Annotated in this window: 19 protein-coding genes; 16 read left to right on the forward strand and 3 right to left on the reverse strand. The window is 67.4% G+C overall.

Annotated features, from left to right (window positions below; translation table 11 throughout):
- Window positions 1-503: 503 nt before the first annotated feature.
- The gene (locus tag ACZK5D_RS16345) at window positions 504-977 is read right to left on the reverse strand and encodes a GNAT family N-acetyltransferase (protein ID WP_463666078.1); all 474 of its coding nucleotides are present in this window, start codon (window positions 975-977) and stop codon (window positions 504-506) included.
- Window positions 978-1,625: 648 nt separating this feature from the next.
- Here ACZK5D_RS16345 and ACZK5D_RS16350 point away from each other — a divergent pair.
- From ACZK5D_RS16350 to ACZK5D_RS16395, 10 genes are all read left to right on the forward strand, one after another.
- A complete protein-coding gene (locus tag ACZK5D_RS16350; protein WP_463666079.1) occupies window positions 1,626-3,710 on the forward strand; it encodes an FtsK/SpoIIIE domain-containing protein in 2,085 nt (694 codons plus the stop codon).
- Entirely contained in the window at window positions 3,707-4,018 is a 312-nt protein-coding gene (locus ACZK5D_RS16355; RefSeq protein WP_182800659.1) for a hypothetical protein, read from the forward strand. The genes ACZK5D_RS16350 and ACZK5D_RS16355 overlap by 4 nt, the downstream gene beginning before the upstream one ends.
- Window positions 4,015-4,392, forward strand: a complete 378-nt coding sequence (locus ACZK5D_RS16360; protein ID WP_463666080.1) for a hypothetical protein — start codon at window positions 4,015-4,017, stop codon at window positions 4,390-4,392. Before ACZK5D_RS16355 ends, ACZK5D_RS16360 begins: the two co-directional genes overlap by 4 nt.
- Window positions 4,393-4,534: 142 nt before the next feature.
- Window positions 4,535-5,575 carry a DNA-processing protein DprA gene (gene dprA, locus ACZK5D_RS16365; protein ID WP_463666081.1) on the forward strand — a complete coding sequence of 347 codons (1,041 nt, stop codon included), beginning with the start codon at window positions 4,535-4,537 and terminating at the stop codon, window positions 5,573-5,575.
- 557 nt (window positions 5,576-6,132) lie between these two features.
- Window positions 6,133-7,293, forward strand: coding sequence for a hypothetical protein (locus ACZK5D_RS16370; RefSeq protein ID WP_463666082.1), 1,161 nt, complete (start codon window positions 6,133-6,135; stop codon window positions 7,291-7,293).
- 178 nt (window positions 7,294-7,471) lie between these two features.
- On the forward strand, window positions 7,472-7,975 hold the full coding sequence (locus tag ACZK5D_RS16375) for a DUF3560 domain-containing protein (RefSeq protein ID WP_463666083.1): 504 nt from the start codon (window positions 7,472-7,474) through the stop codon (window positions 7,973-7,975).
- Window positions 7,976-8,506: 531 nt separating this feature from the next.
- Entirely contained in the window at window positions 8,507-9,163 is a 657-nt protein-coding gene (locus ACZK5D_RS16380; protein ID WP_463666084.1) for a hypothetical protein, read from the forward strand.
- 246 nt (window positions 9,164-9,409) lie between these two features.
- On the forward strand, window positions 9,410-9,712 hold the full coding sequence (locus ACZK5D_RS16385; protein WP_463666085.1) for a hypothetical protein: 303 nt from the start codon (window positions 9,410-9,412) through the stop codon (window positions 9,710-9,712).
- Window positions 9,712-10,059, forward strand: coding sequence for a helix-turn-helix domain-containing protein (locus tag ACZK5D_RS16390; protein WP_463666086.1), 348 nt, complete (start codon window positions 9,712-9,714; stop codon window positions 10,057-10,059). Before ACZK5D_RS16385 ends, ACZK5D_RS16390 begins: the two co-directional genes overlap by 1 nt.
- Entirely contained in the window at window positions 10,052-11,011 is a 960-nt protein-coding gene (locus tag ACZK5D_RS16395; RefSeq protein ID WP_463666087.1) for an AcrVA2 family anti-CRISPR protein, read from the forward strand. Before ACZK5D_RS16390 ends, ACZK5D_RS16395 begins: the two co-directional genes overlap by 8 nt.
- 877 nt (window positions 11,012-11,888) lie before the next feature.
- On the opposite strand, the gene ACZK5D_RS16400 is transcribed toward ACZK5D_RS16395, so the two are convergent.
- Complete coding sequence (locus ACZK5D_RS16400) at window positions 11,889-12,314, reverse strand: GNAT family N-acetyltransferase (protein WP_459055579.1); 426 nt, start codon at window positions 12,312-12,314, stop codon at window positions 11,889-11,891.
- A 350-nt stretch (window positions 12,315-12,664) separates the two neighbouring features.
- Window positions 12,665-13,735 carry a LacI family DNA-binding transcriptional regulator gene (locus ACZK5D_RS16405; protein WP_459397982.1) on the reverse strand — a complete coding sequence of 357 codons (1,071 nt, stop codon included), beginning with the start codon at window positions 13,733-13,735 and terminating at the stop codon, window positions 12,665-12,667.
- Between the two features lie 291 nt (window positions 13,736-14,026).
- On the opposite strand from ACZK5D_RS16405, the gene ACZK5D_RS16410 reads away from it, so the two are divergent.
- The 6 genes from ACZK5D_RS16410 (at window position 14,027) to ACZK5D_RS16435 (ending at window position 20,999) form a co-directional block, all read left to right on the forward strand.
- A complete protein-coding gene (locus tag ACZK5D_RS16410; protein ID WP_463666088.1) occupies window positions 14,027-15,331 on the forward strand; it encodes a sugar ABC transporter substrate-binding protein in 1,305 nt (434 codons plus the stop codon).
- 74 nt (window positions 15,332-15,405) lie between these two features.
- A complete protein-coding gene (locus ACZK5D_RS16415; RefSeq protein ID WP_463666089.1) occupies window positions 15,406-17,013 on the forward strand; it encodes an ABC transporter permease subunit in 1,608 nt (535 codons plus the stop codon).
- 113 nt (window positions 17,014-17,126) lie between these two features.
- Window positions 17,127-17,942, forward strand: a complete 816-nt coding sequence (locus ACZK5D_RS16420) for a sugar ABC transporter permease (RefSeq protein ID WP_463666090.1) — start codon at window positions 17,127-17,129, stop codon at window positions 17,940-17,942.
- Between the two features lies 1 nt (window position 17,943).
- Window positions 17,944-19,761, forward strand: a complete 1,818-nt coding sequence (locus tag ACZK5D_RS16425) for a glycoside hydrolase family 13 protein (RefSeq protein ID WP_459055574.1) — start codon at window positions 17,944-17,946, stop codon at window positions 19,759-19,761.
- Between the two features lie 29 nt (window positions 19,762-19,790).
- On the forward strand, window positions 19,791-20,228 hold the full coding sequence (locus ACZK5D_RS16430) for an alpha-amylase family glycosyl hydrolase (protein WP_463666091.1): 438 nt from the start codon (window positions 19,791-19,793) through the stop codon (window positions 20,226-20,228).
- Window positions 20,229-20,426: 198 nt separating this feature from the next.
- Entirely contained in the window at window positions 20,427-20,999 is a 573-nt protein-coding gene (locus ACZK5D_RS16435) for a hypothetical protein (RefSeq protein ID WP_463666092.1), read from the forward strand.
- The last annotated feature ends 175 nt before the right edge of the window (window positions 21,000-21,174 follow it).

A 21,174-nucleotide genomic window follows, 5' to 3' on the forward strand; every position in this document is an offset into this window, starting at 1 on the left:
CACATTGGCAGGTTTGGTGCCGTAGTCGACACCGAACCTGCCGATTGGCCCCTTCGCCGATCCGAGGCGTGGCCTCTGGCTGGCTGAGTGCCGCCGTGCGGTGTGGTCAGTCGAGCGGTTCCGTGGCGGTGTTGGTCGCTGCGGTGGAGATGTCGGTGTCGGCGTCGAGGGTGTCCGCGGTGGCGGGACGCCAGTGCGGGGGTCCACGCTCAGGGGGCGGAACAGAGGGTGCCGCTGCGGGCTCGTTTCCGCGCGCTCGGCTTCGGCACCTGGGGGTGGCGGGTGGCGATGTCCGCGGGGGAGTGGCGGTAGTGGCGGTGGCCTAGGGCCCGGTTGAACGTGGGCGGTGGCACTGGGGGACCGTCTCCGCGGTGGAGGCTCGGGTTGCAGCCCGCGTCTGAGGCGGGGTGACCCTCGAGCTTGACGAGAAGTGTCCTCAACGAACTGGATGACACGGCCGGGTCACGGACCGCCTGAACGCCCGAAACTGCCGCGGGCCTGACCTAGTCGAGTCGAAACCGCATGAGCCAGCGAGGGTGGTTGGCGGCCGTCGCGACGGTTTTGGTGATGCGCTCGAAGCCCTCGGATTCGAAGAGCGTGGTGGTGCCTACGTAGGCCGCCGTCGAGTTCATCCGTCCGTCGCTGGTGTCGGCGGGGTAGGCCTGGATGATCGGCGCGCCGGCCTTCCGCACGTAGTCGACCGCTGCCTGGAGCAGGAGCCGTGCGAGCCCGCGGCCTTGGTGCTTCCTCCGGATGCGGAAGCAGACGACCGTCCAGGCCGGAGCCAGGTCGACCTGAGTCAATCGCTGGGAATTCTTCACGGCCGGCAGAAGCTCCAGAGGGCCGAAGCCAAGCCAACCGGCCACCTCGCCGTCCACGTACGCGATCAGGCCTGGGGGCACGTCGCCAACCAGCAGTTCCTTGAACTTCGCCTCGCGACCGTCAGGGGTGTCCTTCGGCCCGAATCGGGGAAGCACGCACCAGCAGCCTGGGCTCACGGCCGCGCATGCGTCTGTGAAGCGGTCCTCGGTCGCGGGCCAGATGCTAACGTCCTCACGCGCGAGTGGGCTCCGCATGGACACGACCATACGCGAGATCGGGCATGGCCCGCTTGGGCTCACTGACGCATTCGCTCGACCCCGGGCGCGCGACCGTCGGTCGGTCAGACACGGGTCGTCCCTCGGGCTGCCGACAGGCTCGAACCCAGGGAGTTGGCTGAAGCCTCGCAACATCCGACTCTGCCGCGGACCGCGCGGACGTTCCAAGTTCCGGAGGTGGCGGAGCTCTGCCCGGGATGATTGAGGACGTACCGACCGTTGAGTCGGCATGAATCCGCTTCCTCCTTCGTCGGGTCGTTTCATGCCAGTCTCCCCGGGGGGTCAACGAGGCGCGACAGGGCAAGGCGTCGGGTGTGGATCGCCAGCCGCTATATGACCCCCTATGCGGCCGGCGTATAGGGCCTATATGCGGTTAGCACCCCCTATACAGGGCCTATATGGCGCCTCATATAGCGCTTCCGTGGGTGACGCCTGGGTCTTCCGCGGTCGTGTGAGGCGTGGATCGACGGTGGCCGGTCACGGTCGGTCCCATCTGGTGGCCTCCTCTATGGATGAGGAGGCCATTTCATGACTGTGAGCACCAGCAGTAGCTATGTTCCCCAGGCTCTGACGTGGGGGCTCGTTGGTGTGGGCGCTGCGGCTGTGGCGCCGATGGTCGGGATGGGGGACTGGGCCGGCTGGATTGGGGCCGGCGGCATCCTGGTCGCGAGTTCAGTCGGGGTCCTTGGGCATCGTGACCAGGAGCGGCGACGGCTCCACCTGTCGCTCGAGGAAGGGCTTGTCCCTCTGATCGGCCCCAGGGCCACGGTGGTCACGCGCGGCTGGAAAGGCTGGCCGGGCACGCCGGGCAAGGTGGTGATTCGTTACGACGCCACAGCCAAAGACGGCGACCCGACCTGGAAGCAGGGCGTCCTCGATGTCACCCAACGCCGACTCGACGTGTCTGCCTCGATCCTCGGGCACGATCGGCGGACCCGTCGCGTGGTGCTGGTGACCCGCGACGCGACCAAGGCGAACCCGGTCGAGCAGCGCGTGTCTCGCACCATCGCAGACCTGCTGGGAGCCGGGGCGCGGGTGGCCGCGGTCCGCACCGCCGGCGACGGTGATGTGGCCTCGTTCGAGGTACGCCACATTCCCACCACGAAGGTCGCGTCGAGCGGGGGCTACCGGGCCAAGATCGAACGGACCTTCGGGTACGTGCATCAGGGCCGGTGGCGCTGCAAGTGGGATCTGGAGCACGACAAGGTCACCTTCGAGTTGCGGCCACCGTTCCCGTCGACGGTGTGGCTGCCCCGAGCCGACGTCGACACCAGGCGCGATGTCCTTGCCACCTACGACAAGGTGAGCATCGACTTCGGCGTCGACGAGGACGGGAACACGCTCAGCTGGCGTCCAGCTGTGGATCCGAACCTGATGGTGGTCGGGGCCCCGGGCACGGGCAAGACGGTCCTGGAGCACAACATCCTTGCCTCGGTTGCCCAGTGGGGGTGGCCGGTGTGGGTGGTCGACGGGAAAGCCATCGAGTTCCTGGGCTGGCGGGACTGGCCGAACGTGCAGACGGTTGCCTCCACCGTTGAGCAGCAGATTGCCGTGATCAGCAGGGCCCACGAAGTGATGGAACACCGCTACCAGCTGATCGTGGCCGGTAAGGCAAGCGAGGACGACTTCGAGCCGCTGATGCTGTTCATCGACGAGTGGTCAGACTTCCGGGCCAACCTGACCGACTGGTACGCCATGGTCAAGGTCAAAGGGATGCCGACCAAGCCGCCGGTACTGCAGAAGGTTGCCTCCATCGCACGCAAAGGCCGATCGTCGCGCGTGCACCTGCTGTTCGCCACCCAACGCCCAGACGCCGAGTACTTCGGCGGGGACATGCGAGACAACTTCCGCTGCCGGATCTCGATGGGACGCCTCAGCCCGCAGGGCGCGATGATGATGTACCAGGACCCCAACATCGGAACCACCGTCCCGCGGGGTTGCCGCGGCCGCGCCACCACCATCGACGACAACAACAGGCCAGTCGAGATCCAGACCTACCGTGTCCCCGACCCGCGCAGGGCCCGCCGCCGCCTGGACCAGGACGAGCTCGCGATCCTCGAAGGGCTGATGCCCGATGAGGCGATGCGCCGCCATGGCCGGCTGCTGATCGTTCCGCCAACAGACGATGAGGTCACGCAGGCCGGCTCGGAGTACCTGGCCTGGTGTGCAGCCGACTGGGTGCCGGCTGAGGCGCGGCCGGATCTGGACCCGATCACCAACGTGGCAGCCGACTCGGCACGCGCCCGGGAGATGTCGTCACCGATGGCGATGTTCGGGATCCCCATCTCGGCACGCGGCTACACACCGCGAGCCGACACTTCCGCCGACGGCGACGAGTCGGCAGAAGACGACCCCTCCTTCGACGGCTTCTCGGACAGTTACGGCGCGCAAGTCGACGTGGACCCGTTGGTGCTTTCCATCGGAGACCTGGTCGAGCTCGAGCCGGGGTACTGGGTCACCGTCGACGAAGAGCCAGAAGAAGACCCCATGGACCCCACCTCGGTATTGCTGTGTTGGCGCGACGACGAAGACAACACCGGAGCCGTGGGCCTGAACCTCGGTGAACGCGTCACCAGCCGCCGCGCCTCATACGACACGGAAGGAGCACTGTGAACACCCAAGGACAGCTCGACGACGACACCACCACCTTGATCCTGGTCGGATTACTGGCCGGGCCAGCCGTCCTGGCCACCGCCGTCGGGATCGCTGCCTCGCGGACACCCGCGGCCGCCGCCTGGCTGGTGGAACATCACGTGCTGGCATCAGCCGCAGCCACCCCCGTGCTGGCGATCCCTGGAGCTGGGGGAGCCGGCCTCGACTGGGCGCGGATCATCCCCGTGGTGTCGCTGCTGATCATCGCCGTGGTGTGGGGCGTGTGGCTGGCACGCAACAAGCCAACGCCGCGAGGTGGTGCCAAGTGACGTCCCGTCGGCCCCTGCTGAAGAACCGTCGAATCTGGCGGACCCACCTGCTGAATCGAATCTGGCGCCAGCGTCAGGCCACCGACCTGGCGGGACTGCTCGCACTCGAAGGCAACTGCGCAGTACCTGGCACCGGGTGGAATGACGCCGAAATCCGGCACGCCAACGCGCCCCACAACGCGGCCGCCGCTGAGGCTGCCCGCTCCGTGCTCGAACTGTGTGACGACTGCCCGGTGATCGGCGAATGCGCACAGTGGGCCCACATCGATCGCTACACCGGCCTGGCCGCCGGCAGCTCCTGGATACGCGGCCAGGAATATGACCCGACCACCACCATCAACAACCCACGACCCAAGAACACCGCCGCCGCCTAGACCCGCCACCACCCCGACCCCCTACCCGGGGCGGGGTGGTGGAAGGGGACGGGTTCTTGTCGGTGGCTGCCGCTAGGTTGGAGTCATCCATTCAAGGGGCTGCTCACCACGGCCCGCTGCTCTATGAAAGAGAGATCCTCTGATGTCTGTTGATGCGTCCCCGGTTGCTGTTGATGAGCGTGCCGCGCGCATGGGGTTGTGTGCGCTGGTCCCGTTGGGTGCCCCGGGGCTGGTGGCCGAGGTGGCTCACCGTGGCGCGGTCGACACGTGGAGCCGGCTGCTCTCCGATCGTGACAGCCGCTGGGGCCGCGCCGCGGCGGGCATCGACCTTCGGCGGGTTGCTGCTGCCGGGGCCGAGGTGGGGGCCCGGTTCGTCATCCCCGGTGACGCGGAGTGGCCGGCCCAGCTCAACGACCTCGACGGCGTGGAGGTGGGCGGCCAGACAGGGGCCCCGTTCGGGTTATGGGTGGTAGGTGCCCGTCTCGACGAGCTGCCCGCCGGCGTGGCCGTCGTGGGTGCCCGCGCCGCCACCACCGCCGGCCTACACGTCGCCGAGGGTCTCGCCGCCGGCATCGCCGCGGCCAGCTTCAGCGTGATCTCGGGCATGGCGTTCGGGATCGATGCAGCCGCGCACCGCGGCGCCCTCGAAGTCGGTGGCCCCACCATCGCAGTGCTCCCCAGCGGACTGGACCGGCCCTACCCCAGCGCCCACCACGACCTGGCACGCAGCATCGCCGCCCGCGGGGCACTCATCTCTGAGATGCCCCCCGGCACCACGCCCACCCGCTACACCTTCCAGGCCAGAAACCGGATCATCGCCGCCCTGGCCCGCGGCACCGTGATCGGTGAAGCCGCCGCCCGATCCGGTGCCCTCAACACCACCACCTGGACCACAGCAATCGGCCGGCCCCTGATGGCCGTGCCCGGCGACGCCACCCACCCCCTCTCCAGTGCACCCAACGCCCTGATCCGTGACCACACCGCCCAACTGGTCACCACAGCCCACGACATCACCCAAGCCATACCCGCCGCGGTCCGCGGCAACGACCGCGCCATGCAGCTACGCGCCGACATCGAAGCCGCCCGCGCCGACGTCGACACCGCCACCGCCACCCTCACCCGCGCCTGGCAACGAGTCGCCGACACCCGCCGCCGACTCGACCACCACCTCAACCAACACTGAGCCCCCACACGCCCCGGGGGTGAGTCATCGTGACTCACCCCCGGGCGTGTGGCGGTCCACCGTGACCGTGGAGATCCGCGCCCCCGGGATCCACTCCTGACAGCACCGCCCGTCACGGACCCACACCACCAACCCCTCCCAACACCCCGCCCCATCCCTACGCCGATCCATCACCAGCCCAGGCACCACCGCATCCACCCACACATGCCGCACCACCCCCAACCGCCGACGCCGGCGCCGCCGTCGACAACCCCAGCCGGTCAGCCAAAGAACCGAACTGGGAACGCTTCGTCGTCATGCCCGGACCCTACGAGCCACACCCGACAAGACCAGCACCCCAGCCCCCAGCCACCGCCCCCGCCGGAATTAACCGGTTAATACCCAGACGCAGACGAAGCCCCAAGCCAGGGGAGAGAAACTGACCCTCCACCCCGACCCCCTACCCGGGTCGGGGCGGAGGGCAATTTCTGGTTTTGGTCGGTGGGGGCCGATAGATTGGGGTCATCCACACAAGGGGGTCTCACCAGCCCCCGACAAGGACCTGGAAAGGGGTTCTCATGTCTATCGCTACCGCTGTTGTTGCCGTCGACTCGACCGTCAAGGCCGGCTACCGGGATCTGCTGGCCGCGTTGAAGGCCACCGGGCTGCTGGCCGGCGGCACCCGGTCGATGCTGCCGCACGTCGAGCTCGCCGCCGGCGACGGGACACTCACAGTGACCGCTGCCGATGCGGGTGCTGCGGTGACAGTCAGCCTGCCGGCCACCGTCACCGGTTCCGGCCGCGTCATGGTGCCCTGGGCGGAACTGTCGAAGATCCTGCCGGCGGCCGTCAAAGGCACCAGCAAGCGCCAGCTCGACCAGCTGAGCGTCGACATCGACATCACCGGCGACACGGCCACCCTCGGTGTGGGCGGCTACAGCCTGCCGGTCACGGTCGCGCCCGACGCCACACTGCCCACGATCCCGCAGGCCACCCCCGGTACCCACGTGGCCGACCGTGACCAGTTCGCCGCCATGTTCACCCGAGTCGTCGCCGCCGCCGGCACCGACCAGCTGCTGCCCATCTTCACCCACGTGCACACCACCTTGACCGACACCCAGGTCACGATGCTCGCCACCGACCGCTACCGACTCTCCCGCGGCACCATCGACGCCCACGGCACCAGCACCCAGACGATCCTGCTGCCCGGCCCCCTCATGGCCAAACTGCTGCCATTCTGCGACGGCACCCAGATCATCCTCGGCACCGACGGCCACGACACCAACCAGTGGATCACCCTCACCAGCGGCACCCTCACCGTGCGGATCCTCCACCCCCAGGGCGACTACCCCCGCGTCACCCACCTGTTCAACCTCACCCAGGCCTCCACAGCCACCCTCGACCGCACCGCCTTCCGTGACGCCGCCGACCGCGCCCACGCACTCACCGCCGTCCTCGCCGAACCCAACACCCCAGCCCGACTCATCATCAACACCAACCAAGTCACCATCGCCCCCGGCACCCGCGACCGCACCGCCGACGCCCCCACCATCAACGCCGACACCCAGCTCATCGCCCCGTTCACAGGCGGCATCAACCCCGCCTACCTCCTCGACGGCGTCAACCACACCCACGGAGACACCATCACCATCGAATTCAACATCCCCGGCAAACCCATCAAACTCACCGGCACCGACACCTTCGAACACGTCATCATGCTCATGCGCCTACCCAACTAAGAACTCCCGCCAGGCGGACCCCACCCCCCAGGGGGTCCGCCCCACCACCCCGTCCCCCTACCCGGGGCGGGATGGCGGCACACCCGGTCGTGTTGTCGGTGGCGCCGGCTAGGGTGGAGTTCATCCACAACGGGGAGTCTCACCAGCTCCCAGACCTGCCCAGGAAAGGGGCGAAGTGATGTCGCTGATCATCGCGCACAGCGCAGCAGAAGGAACCCTCGTGTGGGGCACCAGCCGCGGCGACGGATCCGCCGAGATCTTGAAAACGCACCGGTGGCGCTGGGGCCGAAGCTTGGGCGCCTGGTACCTGCCGCGGACCCGCGACCAGCGCCCCGAGCAGGTATGCATCGAGCGGACCGCCCAGGCGCTGCGGGACGCCGGCTTCACTGTAGGGCTCGACCTCGACGACCGCACCCGCCCCGCCGCCGCAGTGGAGGCCGACAGGATCGCCCGCCAACAGCAGCGCACCAACCATCTGCAGGAACAGGCCGACCGCGCCGCCGTCGCCGCCGCCGGGAAGCTGCCCCCGATGGGGGAGCCGATCAAAATCGGCCACCACTCCGAGCACCGCCACCGCCGCGCCGCCGAGCGCGCCGAGGCAGCGCTCACCGCAGCGCTCGACGCCCACCACCAGGCAGAACTGACGCTCCGAAGCCGAAGTGGGGCGCTTTCGTGGGGGTGATGGCTATATGCCTGGCCGTAGGAGTCCTGTTCGTGCTCTACACCGGCGAGATGCGCCTACCTGCGCAGACACCCCTGCCGGCACCGTTGGTACCGCCGCCTTTGGACCTTCGAATCATCGGGGCTGTGCCGTTCTAGCCCCCGTCACCCTCGGGCTAGGAGTCGTGCTCAGGCCCGTCGCTTCCCCCTCCTCAGCAGTCCGAAAGGTTGTCGCCAAGGACGAGATCATCGCGCCTTGGGTGGGGGTGCTCCTCTTCGTAGGAATTGCAGGAGCGTGGCTCGACGACTTCCTATCCCAGGAACTGGCGTCGCTTGTCTTCGTCCTTCCGTGGGTAGGGGTCGTCAAGACGCTGCTACGCACCGCTCCTTAGCCCCCTCGGCCATTGCGGTTTTCCCTCCCCCTCGACCCCTAACCGGGTCGAGGGGGAGGGAAACCCGTTCTGACAAGGGTCTTTGTCGGTGCTGGGCGGTAGAATCGGAGTATCCGATGGAGGCCTCACCAGCCTCCCTGACCCTTTGAAGGAGAGGGCTCATGTCTATTGCTACTGCTGTCGCGACCACCCCAGTTGAAGAGCTTGGGTTGCGGCTGGTTGGTCGCCACATCTTCCACAACCGCAGCTGCCTTGAACTGAGGGCGTTCGAGGACGGCCACCTGCTCACCGTGATCGGCCCGGTCTCCGTGGAAGAGGCATCGAACGCGGTCCTGCCCGAACCGGGCACCGTCGTGCAGTTCCACGGCCAGGAGATGGTCTGGCTCCAGCCCCACACCGTCAACGGAAACCAATTGTTGGCCCACATGCTCATCAACGGTTCGGTGCAGTCTCGCTACATCAGCGACCCCGCCACCATCGTCACCGTGCCCAACCGGGAACGGGAATCGGCGCGCACCATCGAATTGCTCATGGCCCAACATCACGCCTACCAGCAGTTCAAGGCCCAACTCAACGACGCTGCCAACGAGTGGGCCGATGACAATGACTTGTGCGAGCGCTACGACGAGTTCATGGAGGATCAGGGATTCAGTGGCCGCAGCCGCGACTACCGCGCCCAGATCACCGTGACCTTCTACCGTGATGTCGAGGGCCGCAACTTCGAGACCGCCACCGAGGACATCGACGGCTACGACATCAAACAGTGGATCGCAGACATCGACGGCGATGACATCGAATGGGGCATCGAAGAAGACTGATCCGGCAAGAGAGGGGTGTGTGGCGGCTACGGCCGCCCACACCCCACCCCAGCACCCCTAACCGGGTCGTGGGTGTGGGAATGACTGTTCTTGTCGTTGGCAACCTGTAGCGTCAGATCCATCCACTGGAGGGGTTTCACCAGGCGACTGAGCGCTACCCAACCTTAATGTGTCGCATAATGCGACATATAATGGGTGTGCAGGCACCGGCACAGGCCGGAGCCGAACCCCGCCAGGAGGGCCACTATGAACGCCACCACAGCCAGCGCCACGTACCGTCTCGTGTGGAGTCTGACCACCAAGTTCGACGACACTGTGCGGCCTGATGGAGCCGTCCTCCTCGAGGATTGGACCACGGCCCATCAGGTGTGGGTCGTGGCCGTCGTCGCCTACGACGCTGACGGCGACGAGATCAACCAGCTGGCCGTCGATGGACTTAACGCCGGCGACGACGAAGAAGACGCAGCACCCTGGCGTGCAGCTGAGGATCGGGCACTGACTGAGGCCGGGCTGACGCGAGACGCCATCGCAGAAATCATCCTGCCCTGATGAACACCCAGACATTCAAGACCATCAGGGCTGGGCTGGGTTTCACCCCCACCAGCCTGGCAAGCGTCTTGGGCATCGCAACCCGCACCGTGGAGCGCTGGGAATCCGGCAAGACGCCAATCCCGGCCTGGGCGGCCGGCAACCTGCGCGAGTTCGACGAGAGAGCAGCCGAGACGGTTGCCCACGAGGTCGAGCTACTGGCCGATCGGGCTGTGCCAGAGATGGTGCTCGTGGAGGATGACTCCGGAGAGACAATGCCACTGGGCTGGCAGCGAATGATCGCGGCACGGGTGCTCTGGCAGCTGCCTCACGTCACAATCCGCGCTGCCGAGGATCCCGATGGCTAAACGAGCCCGCTGGTCGCCGCGGCTGATGCCCGAGATCCGCCGCGACATGGTGCGATCCCTACGTGCCGACGCTGCCCGCGGCAGCGCCCTGGCCCAACGCGCGTTGGGCGCCGGGCATCCCGACGCCGCGGTCGTAGCCACGGCCGCGGTCGCGCTCGAAACAGATGCCACCCAACTGCAACAAGCCGACCTGTTCTGGGTCACCCGTGACATGGCACAGATGTCGATGGATGGTGCGCTCGACGTGCCGGTGCTGTCCTGGACAGACCGGCCGGCCCTCAACGGACTACTCGGCTTCGGTGACGCACTCCCCCCGATCGAGGCTCCACTGGTGCTGCACGGGGACCAGGAACCAACGCGCGTCTCAGCTGCGGTAGCCGGGCTCGCGTGGCGCACGATGCCCGACGGCAGAATCGAAGTCGATGTGCTGTGCCACGCAGCCGCGCTGGGCCGACGGAGCATCTCACCCAACCCATCCCGGCACCTGGTGCCCCTAGTGACGGCCAAACCCCAAGCGGCGCTGCCCATCGACCTCGACGAGCTAGCGGCCGGTCAGATCCTTGACGAGTTCGGCCAACCAGGCGATACCGCGATCTTGTCGATCTTGTCGTTGCTGGCTGCCTGCTGGACGATGATGATGACCCCAACCGTGGCGCAACGCCGCTCACTCGACGGCCGCACCGGCATCGGGGCAACACCGCAAACCCCAGCCTCGGAATCGGTCACCATCATCGACCTGCGCCCCCTGCGCCACATCGAGATGGACCGCGACGAAACCACCGGCCGACGGCTGACAGTACGGCACCTGGTGCGAGGACACTGGACCAACCAGGCCTACGGCCCCGATCGTGCACTACGCAGGCTGCAGTGGATCGCGCCCTACATCAAAGGCCCCGCCGACGCGCCACTAAAGGTCTCCGAGGACCGGGTCATGGTCTGGCGCAGAGCATGACCCCCGCGCCCGGACTTCGTTCATGAGTGACGACGCCGGTTGACGCAAAGGGGTGAACGGGGCGGGGTTGATGTGGGGGTGAACCCCCCGCACCGTTCACCATGTTGGACGCTGGGCCAATCCGGCCCGAGCCGGCCAGTGCAGCTGCAGGAGGGGCCGCAAGGAAGAGCCTGGCCGTGTGACCAACACCACCGAAACCTACCCCAAACATATCTCCACCCCCACGACCCCTAACCAACTACCCCTTCCCCACCGTCACGACCCCTAACCGGGTCGTGACGGTGGGAACCACGGCCTGACAGCCCCATTTGTCGGTGGGTGGCGGTAGGTTGGAGTCATCCAAACAGGGGGTGCTTGACCAGCACCCCAGCATCTTCCGGAAGGGGAAGACCATGAAGCTAGCCAGGGCCTGGCTGCCGAAGGTGTCGACATCGTGCCGGAGTTCCTGTCTCGCGCACGCGAACGGTTCCCACACGTGCCGTTTCGGATAGCGAGTCTTGCCGACCTAGGGGTGCCGGCAGGGCTACGCCGCCGGCATTCTGGCGTGGTACTCGCTGATACACCTCGCACCGGATGAGGTGCCTGCCGCTCTCCGGGAATTTGCCCGGTGCACCGTGGTCGGCGGGGCCCTACTTGTGGGCTTCTTTGAAGGGGCCGCGGTCGAGCCGTTCCCGCACGCGGTCACGACCGCCCTACTACTGGCCCATCGACGAGCTGAGTCGGCACCTGGTCGATGCAGGTTTCGAAGTGCTCACGGTGCACTCACGTAGCGACCCAGGGAAGCGCCCTCACGCGGCGATCGTCGCTCGGCGCGTCCTGAAACCGACGGGTAACCCGCCCTCTATGCCGAGCCGGGAACTGCCGTGAGCCGGTCCTTTCACCGGACGTGATCCAGGATCATCAGCTTCTGTGGATCTGGGAACGGTGCAAAGCCCACTTGTTCGTAGAGTCCGTGTGCATCAGGCGTCGAAAGCATCACGCGTTTAAGGTTCATCGGTAGCAGAGTGTCGACGACCGCCTGGGACAGGAGTTGTCCAAGTCCGCGGCCACGGAAGTTGCGATCGACGTAAACGTCGCATAGCCAAGCGAAGGTCGCCTCGTCCGTCACGACACGGGCATAGGCGCAAAGGTCGCCGTCGCCGTAGTAGACGCCGAAGTTCAATGACCCCTCCGCGGCCCGCTGAACTGTTTCGCGTGTGCGGCCGAGCGCCCAGTAGGCGTCCGTCGAAAGCCAGTGGTGGATCTTCGAGAGATCGATGCGGGCCAGGTCGGTATCGACCGTGTACTCGTTGTCAACAGCCATGATTCGACGATATCGACCAGGCTCCGACGGTTCCGTAGGCCGGCCGCCCTGCGGGACACGCTGAGTCTCAGATTCGAATCGATTCTGAACACCGCAGCGTGGAGCTCGCCGGGTTCCGACTCCTGGTCGAGCCTGGTCGCACGGATGATCGCGCCGTTGCATGCAGCCGGTGATCTGGTGGGCGAAGTCGACGCTGGCGTCCTGCTCGGCACGGTCAGCGTCGCCCTGAAACTGAAAGTCGGTGACGACAGTGCGAATGGGAGGAGGCGCGGCCATGATCGGTGGAGTTGTCGCCTTCGACGTCTTCAGAAGTCTGGGTTGACGAACCGGCGTTGGTAGGGCCGGAAAGCTCAGACCGCCGTGGTTACCATGCGAGGTGCCGGGCGTCGCGCATCCGGGGCGGCTGCGGTTGAGCCGCGCACGATGAGTTCTGGGGCGAAGAGGAACTCGCTTGTGGCGTGGGTTCCCTGCTGGAGCTCCTCGACCAGTGCGTGGACGGCGGCACCTGCCATCGCGCTGACCGGCTGGCGCATGGTGGTCAGCGGGGGGTCGGTGAAGGCGCTCTGCATCGAGTCGTCGAACCCCACGATCGAGACATCGCGGGGGACTGCGAGACCACGGGCTCGCGCGGCCCGGATTGCTCCGAGGGCCATGACGTCGGAGGCGCAGATGATGGCGGTGGCTCCTTCATCTAGGAGCTCACCGGCGGCCGAGGATCCGCCCTCGACGGTGAACATCGAGTGCCGGATCAGCGGTGCGGCCCCCGAAGGGAAGCCGCGGGTCTGCAGGGCATGGGTGAAGCCGTCGACCTTGCGGATCACGGGGACGTACCGCTCGGGGCCGAGAGCGAGGCCGAGGCGCCGGTGTCCGAGGGCGAAGAGGTGGTCGACAGCGGCCTGCATGGCGAGGGCGTCGTCGACGGAGATGCTTGTCGCGTCCAGGGTCGGCACGTGCCCGTTGATCAGCACGAGGGGGATGCCTGCCTGGCGGAGGCGAACGTAGCGGTCCGTGGAGGCGTGGGTGTCGGCGTGCATGCCGGAGACCACGATCAGTCCGGCGATGTTGTAGGAGAGCAGAAGCTCGATCCACTCGTCCTCAGAGACCCCGGGGGCGGACTGGGAGCAGACCATCGGCATGTGCCCTTGCTGGACCAGCCTTGTGGCCATCTGCTGGGCGAAGGCAGGAAAGACGGGGTTGTCCAGCTCCGGGACGATGACGCCGACAGGAAGAGCCTTGGACGTTCCGGTGCGTGCCCGGATCCCAGGTCGCTGCGACGAGCGGTCGTAGCCGACTTCGCTTGCTGCTTGTAGCACCCGACGACGCACCTCGGCCGATACGCCGGCCTTCCCGCTGAGGGCGCGGCTCGCGGTCGCGGCACTCACGCCGACCGTCGCGGCGATGTCCAGGAGTGTTGCGGCCATACGTACGATGCTAGCACCGCCAGCGCAAGGACCGCAACGACATTGCGCGAATCTTGCATCCGCTCCTTCGACCTATTCTCAAGCATGGTGGTTTCTCAAGCATGGTGGTGCGTAAGCCCGTGCAAAACGATGTTGCATCGATTGCAAGAGTGCACGCAAGATCTGTTCCATTACGGCAATCGGTGGTGCTATGCTGCGTTCAGCGCGGCCCTTCGCGCGGGCGAGATACCCCGCCTCACAGAGATGTGAGCCGGTCTCGCATCAACCTTTCGGATCTCAAAGGAGGACCCGATGCAACGACGGGCAAGGATTTTCATGGTGGCCGCGGTGGCCGGGCTGGGGCTCGCGCTCACCGCCTGCGGGAGCGGAAACGGCGGCGGTTCGTCCGCTGCGGAGCCGGCGGCGGAGCCTGTGGCCAGCGCCACAGAGTCGCCGACGGGTCCACCGGCGCGGGACCCGGACGCTGAACTTGTGCTGTGGGCGGACGACGCCAAAGCCCAGGTGCTCCAGCCGTTCCTTGAGGAGTTCGCCGAGGAGAACGGCATCACGGCGGTCGTGCAGACTGTCAACGACAACGGGCGCGACAGTTTCGTCACGGCGACCCTCGCCGAGAACGGCCCCGACCTCGTGGTCGGTGCCCACGACTGGATCGGCAAGTTCGTGGAGAACGGGGTCATTGCACCTGTTCCGATGAGCGCAGAGGTGCAGGAACAGTTCCTGCCGAACAGCATCGAGGCTGCGACGAGCGACGGGAGCGTCTACGGGGTCCCGTACGCCGTGGAGAACATCGGCCTGATCCGCAACACCGAGCTTGCCCCGGACGTGCCCGGGACCGTGGAGGAGATGCTCGCCCTCGGCAACGAGCTCGTCGCGAGCGGCAAGGCTTCGAAGCCGATGGTGATGCCGGTGGGTCAGGAGGGTGACCCGTACCACGCCGAGCCGTTCATCACCTCGGCGGGCGGGTACGTCTTCGGCCGTGACGCCGAGGGGGACTACGACCCCGCCGATCTCGGGCTGGACGGGGCGGAGGGCGCAGCGGTCGCGGAGAAGCTCGCCTGGATGACGGAACAGGGTGCGCTCAGCACGTCGATCACGTTCAACGAGGCGCTCGACCTCTTCGTCCGGGGCGAGACCCCGTTCCTCGTCACCGGGCCCTGGGCCACCGGTGACATCGCAGACGCGGGCATCAACTATGCGGTCAGCGAGATCCCGCCGTTCGAAGGCGGGCAGCCGACCCGCCCGTTCGTTGGCGTGCAACTGTTCTACGTCTCCAGCAAGGCGGAGAACGCCACCTTCGCCCAGGAGTTCGCACTGAGGTACGTCAGTCGCCCCGACGTTCAGCGCGCCCTCTTCGAGCAGGGCCAGCGCCCGCCGGCCCTGGCTTCCCTCAACGCCGAGCTCTCGGCGGCCGACCCGGAGCTCCAGGCGTGGAGCGCCGCCGGTGCCAACGGCGACCCGATGCCGTCCATCCCCGCGATGGACGCCGTGTGGGGCCCGCTGGGCATCGCGATCGCCAACATCGCCGCTGGGGAGGGCGACCCGAACCAGATCATGACGGACGCCGCCTCGGCGATCACCGAGGCGATCGGCCAGTGACCAAACCGTGGCGGGGGCGGCGCGCTGGCGCCGCCCCCGCATCCACGAAGCGCCCGCCGCTCGAGGAGGAACCCGTGACGGTCGATCTGCAGAACCCACCGAGGACCCGCCCCGCAACCGGGACCGGCCAGCCGCCTGTGCATCGTCGCCTGCCGGCGGGCCGCGTCGTGGCCCTCACGACGCTCGCTGTCGTGACCGTGGTGGCCATTGTCGCTACCCCCCGGCTGGTGCAGGCTGGCAGCTGGCTCGGAGTCACCCTGGTGGCCGGCGCCATCTTCGCCGTGCTCGCCGTGTACGGCGGGCGCAAGCGGGTCCCGATGAAGTACCTGCTGCCGGGGCTGCTCCTGCTCCTGGCCCTGCAGATCTGGCCGGTGGCGTACACGGTGGCCACCGCGTTCACCAACTACGGCGACGGGCACCGGGTGACCAAGGAGGAGGCGATCGAGCTCGTCATCGCCAGCTCGGTCCGCGAGATCCCCGGTCAGCCCCGCTACCAGCTCACCGTCGCGGTGCCCGAGGGGGCCGACCCGCTGCTCGGCGAGCTGCTCTTCCTGCTGCGAGCACCCGGCGGGGAGCTTCAGGTCGGGGACGGGTCCGGGCTGGAGCCCTTGCCGGCGGAGGAGGTCACGGTCGACGACGGCGGACGGCTGGTGGCCGTCGATGGGTACACGCTCCTCTCCGCGCAGGAGGTGAACGCCCGCTCCGAGGAGCTCAGCACATACCTCGTCCCGGTCGCGGACGGGGTGAGCATCAAGCAAGCCGGACTGACAGAGGCCTACCAGAGCCGCACCACGATCACCTACGACCCCGGGACGGACCGGTTGACCGACACCGAGACCGGCACGGAGTACATCGCCGAGGATGCCCGGTTCGTCGCCGCCGACGGCTCGGGCCGTTCCTTCCCCCAGGGCTGGAAGGAGAACGTGGGCATGGCCAACTTCGAGCGGGTGCTCACCGACCCGGCCCTGCTGAGCGGCTTCGTCGGCATCTTCACCTGGAACCTGGCCTTCGCCGCGCTCTCGGTGATCTCCACCTTCGCTCTGGGACTGCTGCTCGCGCTGCTGTTCAACGACCCCGGCATGCGTGGCCAGCGCATCTACCGGTCGTTGCTGATCCTGCCCTACGCGCTGCCCGGGTTCGTCACCGCACTGGTGTGGGCCAGCATGTACAACCAGGAGTTCGGTCTGATCAACAACCTGACCGGCCTCGGGACGAACTGGTTGGGCGACTCGGCCTGGGCCAAGGTCGCGGTCCTCGTGACCAATCTCTGGCTCGGCTTCCCGTACATGTTTCTGGTCTGTACAGGAGCACTGCAGTCGATCCCGGCGGAGTTGCGCGAGGCCGCGATGATCGACGGCGCGTCGCCGTGGCGCATGCTCCGCTCCGTGACGCTGCCGTTGCTGCTTGTCGCCGTCGGGCCGCTGCTGATCGCCTCCTTCGCGTTCAACTTCAACAACTTCGGGCTCATCTATCTCCTGACCGGAGGAGGACCGTTCCAGGCGAGCGACCCCACGCAGGGCGGGACGGACCTGTTGATCACCTATGCGTTCCGGCTGGCTTTCGGCTCCACGGAGGCCAACTTCGGTTTCGCCTCCGCCATCTCGATCTTCATCTTCGCCATCGTCTCGCTGCTGTCGGTGAGTGCGTTCCGGCGCACCGCCGCCCTGGAAGAGGTGCACTGATGTCCACTGGTCTGACCGCCGGCCCCCGCCCACCCGTGGTGCCCGAGCCAGGGGCAGCTCCTGCCCACACGCAGGGACCTCGGCCGAGGGGCGCCAGCAAGGGGTGGCGTCATGTGCTGGCCGCCCTGGCCCTGGTGTGGGCGCTCGGGCCCATCGTGTTCATCGTCTTCGCTGCGCTGAACCCGGCCGGGACGTTGAACAGCAGCAGCCTCGTGCCGAACGGGGCGTCCCTGGCGAATTTCGAGGAACTGTTCACCGACCCCATCCGCCCGTTCTGGCGGTGGTATCTCAACACCATCCTCATCGCCGGCGTCGCCACCGCCGGCTCGGTGTTCATCGGGGCATGCACGGCCTACGCGTTCACGCGGTTCCGGTTCGCGGGACGCCGGCCGGCGCTGATCTTCCTGCTGCTGATCCAGATGTTCCCGGCACTCCTGGCCTTCATCGCCATCTACGTCACGTTCATCGAGATCGGCGACATCTTCCCCCAGATCGGCCTGAACACCGCGGCCGGGCTGATCATTGTCTACCTCGGCGGCTCCATGGGCGCGAACATCTGGCTCCTCAAGGGTTACTTCGACACCGTTCCGCGCGAGCTCGACGAAGCCGCCAAGATCGACGGCGCCTCCCACGCCCAGATCTTCTTCGGGATGATCCTGCGTCTGGTCGCCCCGATCCTCGCGACCGTGGCGACGTTCTCCTTCGTCGGGTTCATCAACGAGTTCATGATGGCCGGCATCTTCCTGACCGACACCAACCACAAGACCCTCGCCGTGGGGCTTCAGGCCACCTTCGCCAACAACAACAACGAGTACTTCGGCCAGTTCGCCGCCGGGTCGATCCTCGCCTCGCTGCCGGTCGTGGTCCTGTACCTGGCCCTGCAGCGCCACATCGTCGGTGGTCTGACCACGGGATCAGTGAAAGGCTGATATGTCAACGTTCTCCATCCACCAGCCGCACCACGACGGCTCGGAGCTCTACGTCTCCAACCCGAGCCCCAGCCTCGGTGAGACGGTCTCGGTGTTCGTGCGCGTACCGCACGCCTGCGCCGTTGACTCGGTCCACGTCCGGGTCACCCCGGACGGCGAGCAGCAGTTCGTCCCCGCCACGGTGGACCGCGCCGACGAGACCGAGACCTGGTGGCGCGCGGACATCGTCTGCCGCAACCCTGTGACCAACTACCGGTTCATCCTCGAGGGCGGCGCCACGGGCTACGCCTGGCTGAACGGGGCCGGGGTGCACGGCCGCGACGTCCCCGACGCCGCCGACTTCCGCCTCACCGCGTTCCCGGCGCCGCCGCGCTGGTCCACCGACGCCATCGTCTACCAGATCTTTCCGGATCGATTCGCCCGGTCAGTTGACCGGACACCGCCCGCCTGGGCCAGCCCGGCTGCCTGGACCGACCCGGTCGACACCTCTCTCGAACGCATCGGTTCTCAGTGGTACGGCGGTGACCTGGACGGCGTCCGGGCCCACCTGGACGACATCGTCGAGCTCGGCGCGAACGTGCTGTACCTGACGCCGTTCTTCCCCGGCGGCTCCAACCACCGCTACGACGCCAGCACCTTCGACCGGGTCGACCCCTTCCTCGGCGGGGACCCCGCCCTCGCCGCCCTTGTCGAGGCCGCCCACCAGCGAGGCCTCCGGGTCCTGGGCGACCTGACGACCAACCACACAGGGGACGGCCACGAGTGGTTCAGCCGGGCGCTGGCCGACCCCGACAGCCCAGAACGCGACTTCTACTACTTCGACGACGCCGGTGACTACGCCTCGTGGCTCGGAGTGCGGTCCCTGCCCAAGCTCAACTTCACCAGCCCAGAACTCCGCAAGCAGTTCTTCGACCCGGTCGACGGCGTGGTCGCCCGATGGGTGGGTCGCCACGGGCTCGACGGGTGGCGCATCGACGTCGCGAACATGACCGGCCGCCACGGCATGGACGATCTCAACGCCGATGTCGCGCGCCAGACCCGTACCGCTATGGTGACCGCCAACCCTCAGGCGCTGCTGGTCGCCGAGCACGCCCACGACTACACCCGCGACGCGCTCGGCGATGGCTGGCACGGGGTGATGAACTACGCCGGCTTCACCAAACCGGTATGGACGTGGTTGCGCAGCCCCGAGCACACCGCCAACTTCCTCGGATCACCTCTGCCCGTCCCACGCCTCGGCGCGGAGGCCATGGCCGCGACCATGCGGGACTTCACCGCGCACGCCCCGTGGCGCACCATCGCCCACAGCTTCAACCTCCTCGGATCGCACGACACCACCCGCATCCGCACCCTGCTCGGGGAGTCCACCGGCCTTGGAGAGGTAGCAGCCGGACTGCTCTTCACGATGCCCGGCATCCCGATGCTGACCTACGGCGACGAGATCGGCATGACCGGCGAGTTCGCGGAGGACGGCCGCAAACCGTACCCCTGGGACCGGCACGACGTCGACGAGGAACTGCGCTCCACCTACCAACGCCTGGCCGCGGTCCGCGCCGCCTCGACCGCCCTGCGGCACGGTGGCCTGCGCTGGGTCCACGCCCAGGGCGACGTGGCCATCTTCCTGCGCGAGTCGGCAACCGAGCGGGTGCTCGTGCACTGCGCCCGGGCACCCCACCCGCCGGTGCGGATCGACCTGTCACCACTCGGAGCCGCCACCGCCGAACCGCTCTACGGAACAGCGCCACGGATATCAAACGGCACAGCCGAGTTCCGCGCCCACGGCCCGGCGGTCAACATCACGTCCTTGCCCACCCGCTAAGCGCCTGTCCACCCCGAGGAAGGAACACCATGGCCAGTCCAGCAGTACGCCCCCTGAGACGCCGCTCGCGCGTTAAGGCCGGGGCCGCGCTATGCGCGGGCCTGCTGACCGCGTTGCTCGGTGTCGCCGCCGGTCCAGCACAGGTACCCGCGCATGCCGTAAGCGCATGCACTGCGACCGGGGTCGCCAACACGACCAACTACGAGACCGACACGATCTACCAGGTACTCACCGACCGGTTCGCCGACGGCGACCCATCCAACAACAACCCCTACGGCAAAGCGAACAGCTACGACCCCGACCGCACCGACATCAACCGTTTCTTCGGCGGGGACTGGCGCGGACTGGCAGACCGCATGCCCTACCTCGCCGGCATGGGCATCTCAGCCATCTGGATCTCGCCGCCGTACAACAACCTGGACGACCCCTACATGAGAAGTTTTTGGCATCGTCACCGTCAGCGGTGATTGAGTCCACCGCTGAACGGATGGGGTTTCAGCCGGTTGAATCGGCCGTCGTTGTGGCGCTTGTCGGTCGGACGGTGGCGTTCTGTGCGCGGATGGATCTGGCCGACGCGGTGGAGGCGTCCACGGGCGTGACTCCCGCGCTGGACAGCACCGGCGCAGACGGCGTGCTGCTGGTGGGCTACAGCCAGCGCCAGCGGCGTGCTCGACGGGCTGGTGATCACCCAGCACGTCACCGACGAAGAGACCGCGTGGCGCTGCGACGGCGGCCAGCTGCTCGACGGCGAACCGTTCACCGCGCCACTGCCGCAGGCTAGCCGCGATGACGTGGTGGCCGCCGTGACCGCCGAGCGTCAGCCCACCGCGCTCGATGCCGCAATGGGCAGGATCGCCGCGCTCGACTCGATGCAGCGCACACTGACGCTCACCGCTGCCCTTGCCTGTGACCCGTCGCCGGAGCAGGCCGCAGAAGCCAGCGCGATCCTCGCGGCCAGCCCCGAGCACTTCAACGACGCTGTCGACAGCATCGTGCTCGATCCCCACGGCGCCTTCCGCGCCCTGTGTGCCATGCGCCGCTGGTGCGCAGACGAACACCTGTACAACGTCCTTTCGATGCTCACCGTCGCCGCGTGGGCATCCCACAACGGCGCAGCCGCCACCAACGTCCTGCTGGAGTTGGAAGCCCACGCCCCCGACTCCCCAGCCGTGGGGATGCTCGGGAACCTCACCCGAACCAGCCCCGCCCTGTGGCTCGCCACCATGAGCGCCGTCTGACCAAACCAACAACAGATGCGCGCTAGCGCGCACCTAAACCGGGAGAGAAAGCAACATTAGAGCATCCCCCGGCCCGTTCACGGGCCGGGGGATTCCTCGCCCCCGGCGGCACGAAGTGCCGCCACCCCCCGCCAGGAACAGCCAAACCGCCCAACAGTCCTAGTCAGCGGCATTT

Source organism: Tessaracoccus yangjingae (assembly GCF_055326235.1).

Bases quoted from the DNA above. Each gene is read 5' to 3' on its own strand.
- ACZK5D_RS16350 (WP_463666079.1), top strand. From the start codon at position 1,626: ATGACTGTGAGCACCAGCAGTAGCTATGTTCCCCAGGCTCTGACGTGG.
- dprA (WP_463666081.1), top strand. From the start codon at position 4,535: ATGTCTGTTGATGCGTCCCCGGTTGCTGTTGATGAGCGTGCCGCGCGC.
- ACZK5D_RS16370 (WP_463666082.1), top strand. From the start codon at position 6,133: ATGTCTATCGCTACCGCTGTTGTTGCCGTCGACTCGACCGTCAAGGCC.
- ACZK5D_RS16375 (WP_463666083.1), top strand. From the start codon at position 7,472: ATGTCGCTGATCATCGCGCACAGCGCAGCAGAAGGAACCCTCGTGTGG.
- ACZK5D_RS16380 (WP_463666084.1), top strand. From the start codon at position 8,507: ATGTCTATTGCTACTGCTGTCGCGACCACCCCAGTTGAAGAGCTTGGG.
- ACZK5D_RS16385 (WP_463666085.1), top strand. From the start codon at position 9,410: ATGAACGCCACCACAGCCAGCGCCACGTACCGTCTCGTGTGGAGTCTG.
- ACZK5D_RS16390 (WP_463666086.1), top strand. From the start codon at position 9,712: ATGAACACCCAGACATTCAAGACCATCAGGGCTGGGCTGGGTTTCACC.
- ACZK5D_RS16395 (WP_463666087.1), top strand. From the start codon at position 10,052: ATGGCTAAACGAGCCCGCTGGTCGCCGCGGCTGATGCCCGAGATCCGC.
- ACZK5D_RS16400 (WP_459055579.1), bottom strand. From the start codon at position 12,314: ATGGCTGTTGACAACGAGTACACGGTCGATACCGACCTGGCCCGCATC.
- ACZK5D_RS16405 (WP_459397982.1), bottom strand. From the start codon at position 13,735: ATGGCCGCAACACTCCTGGACATCGCCGCGACGGTCGGCGTGAGTGCC.
- ACZK5D_RS16410 (WP_463666088.1), top strand. From the start codon at position 14,027: ATGCAACGACGGGCAAGGATTTTCATGGTGGCCGCGGTGGCCGGGCTG.
- ACZK5D_RS16425 (WP_459055574.1), top strand. From the start codon at position 17,944: ATGTCAACGTTCTCCATCCACCAGCCGCACCACGACGGCTCGGAGCTC.
- ACZK5D_RS16430 (WP_463666091.1), top strand. From the start codon at position 19,791: ATGGCCAGTCCAGCAGTACGCCCCCTGAGACGCCGCTCGCGCGTTAAG.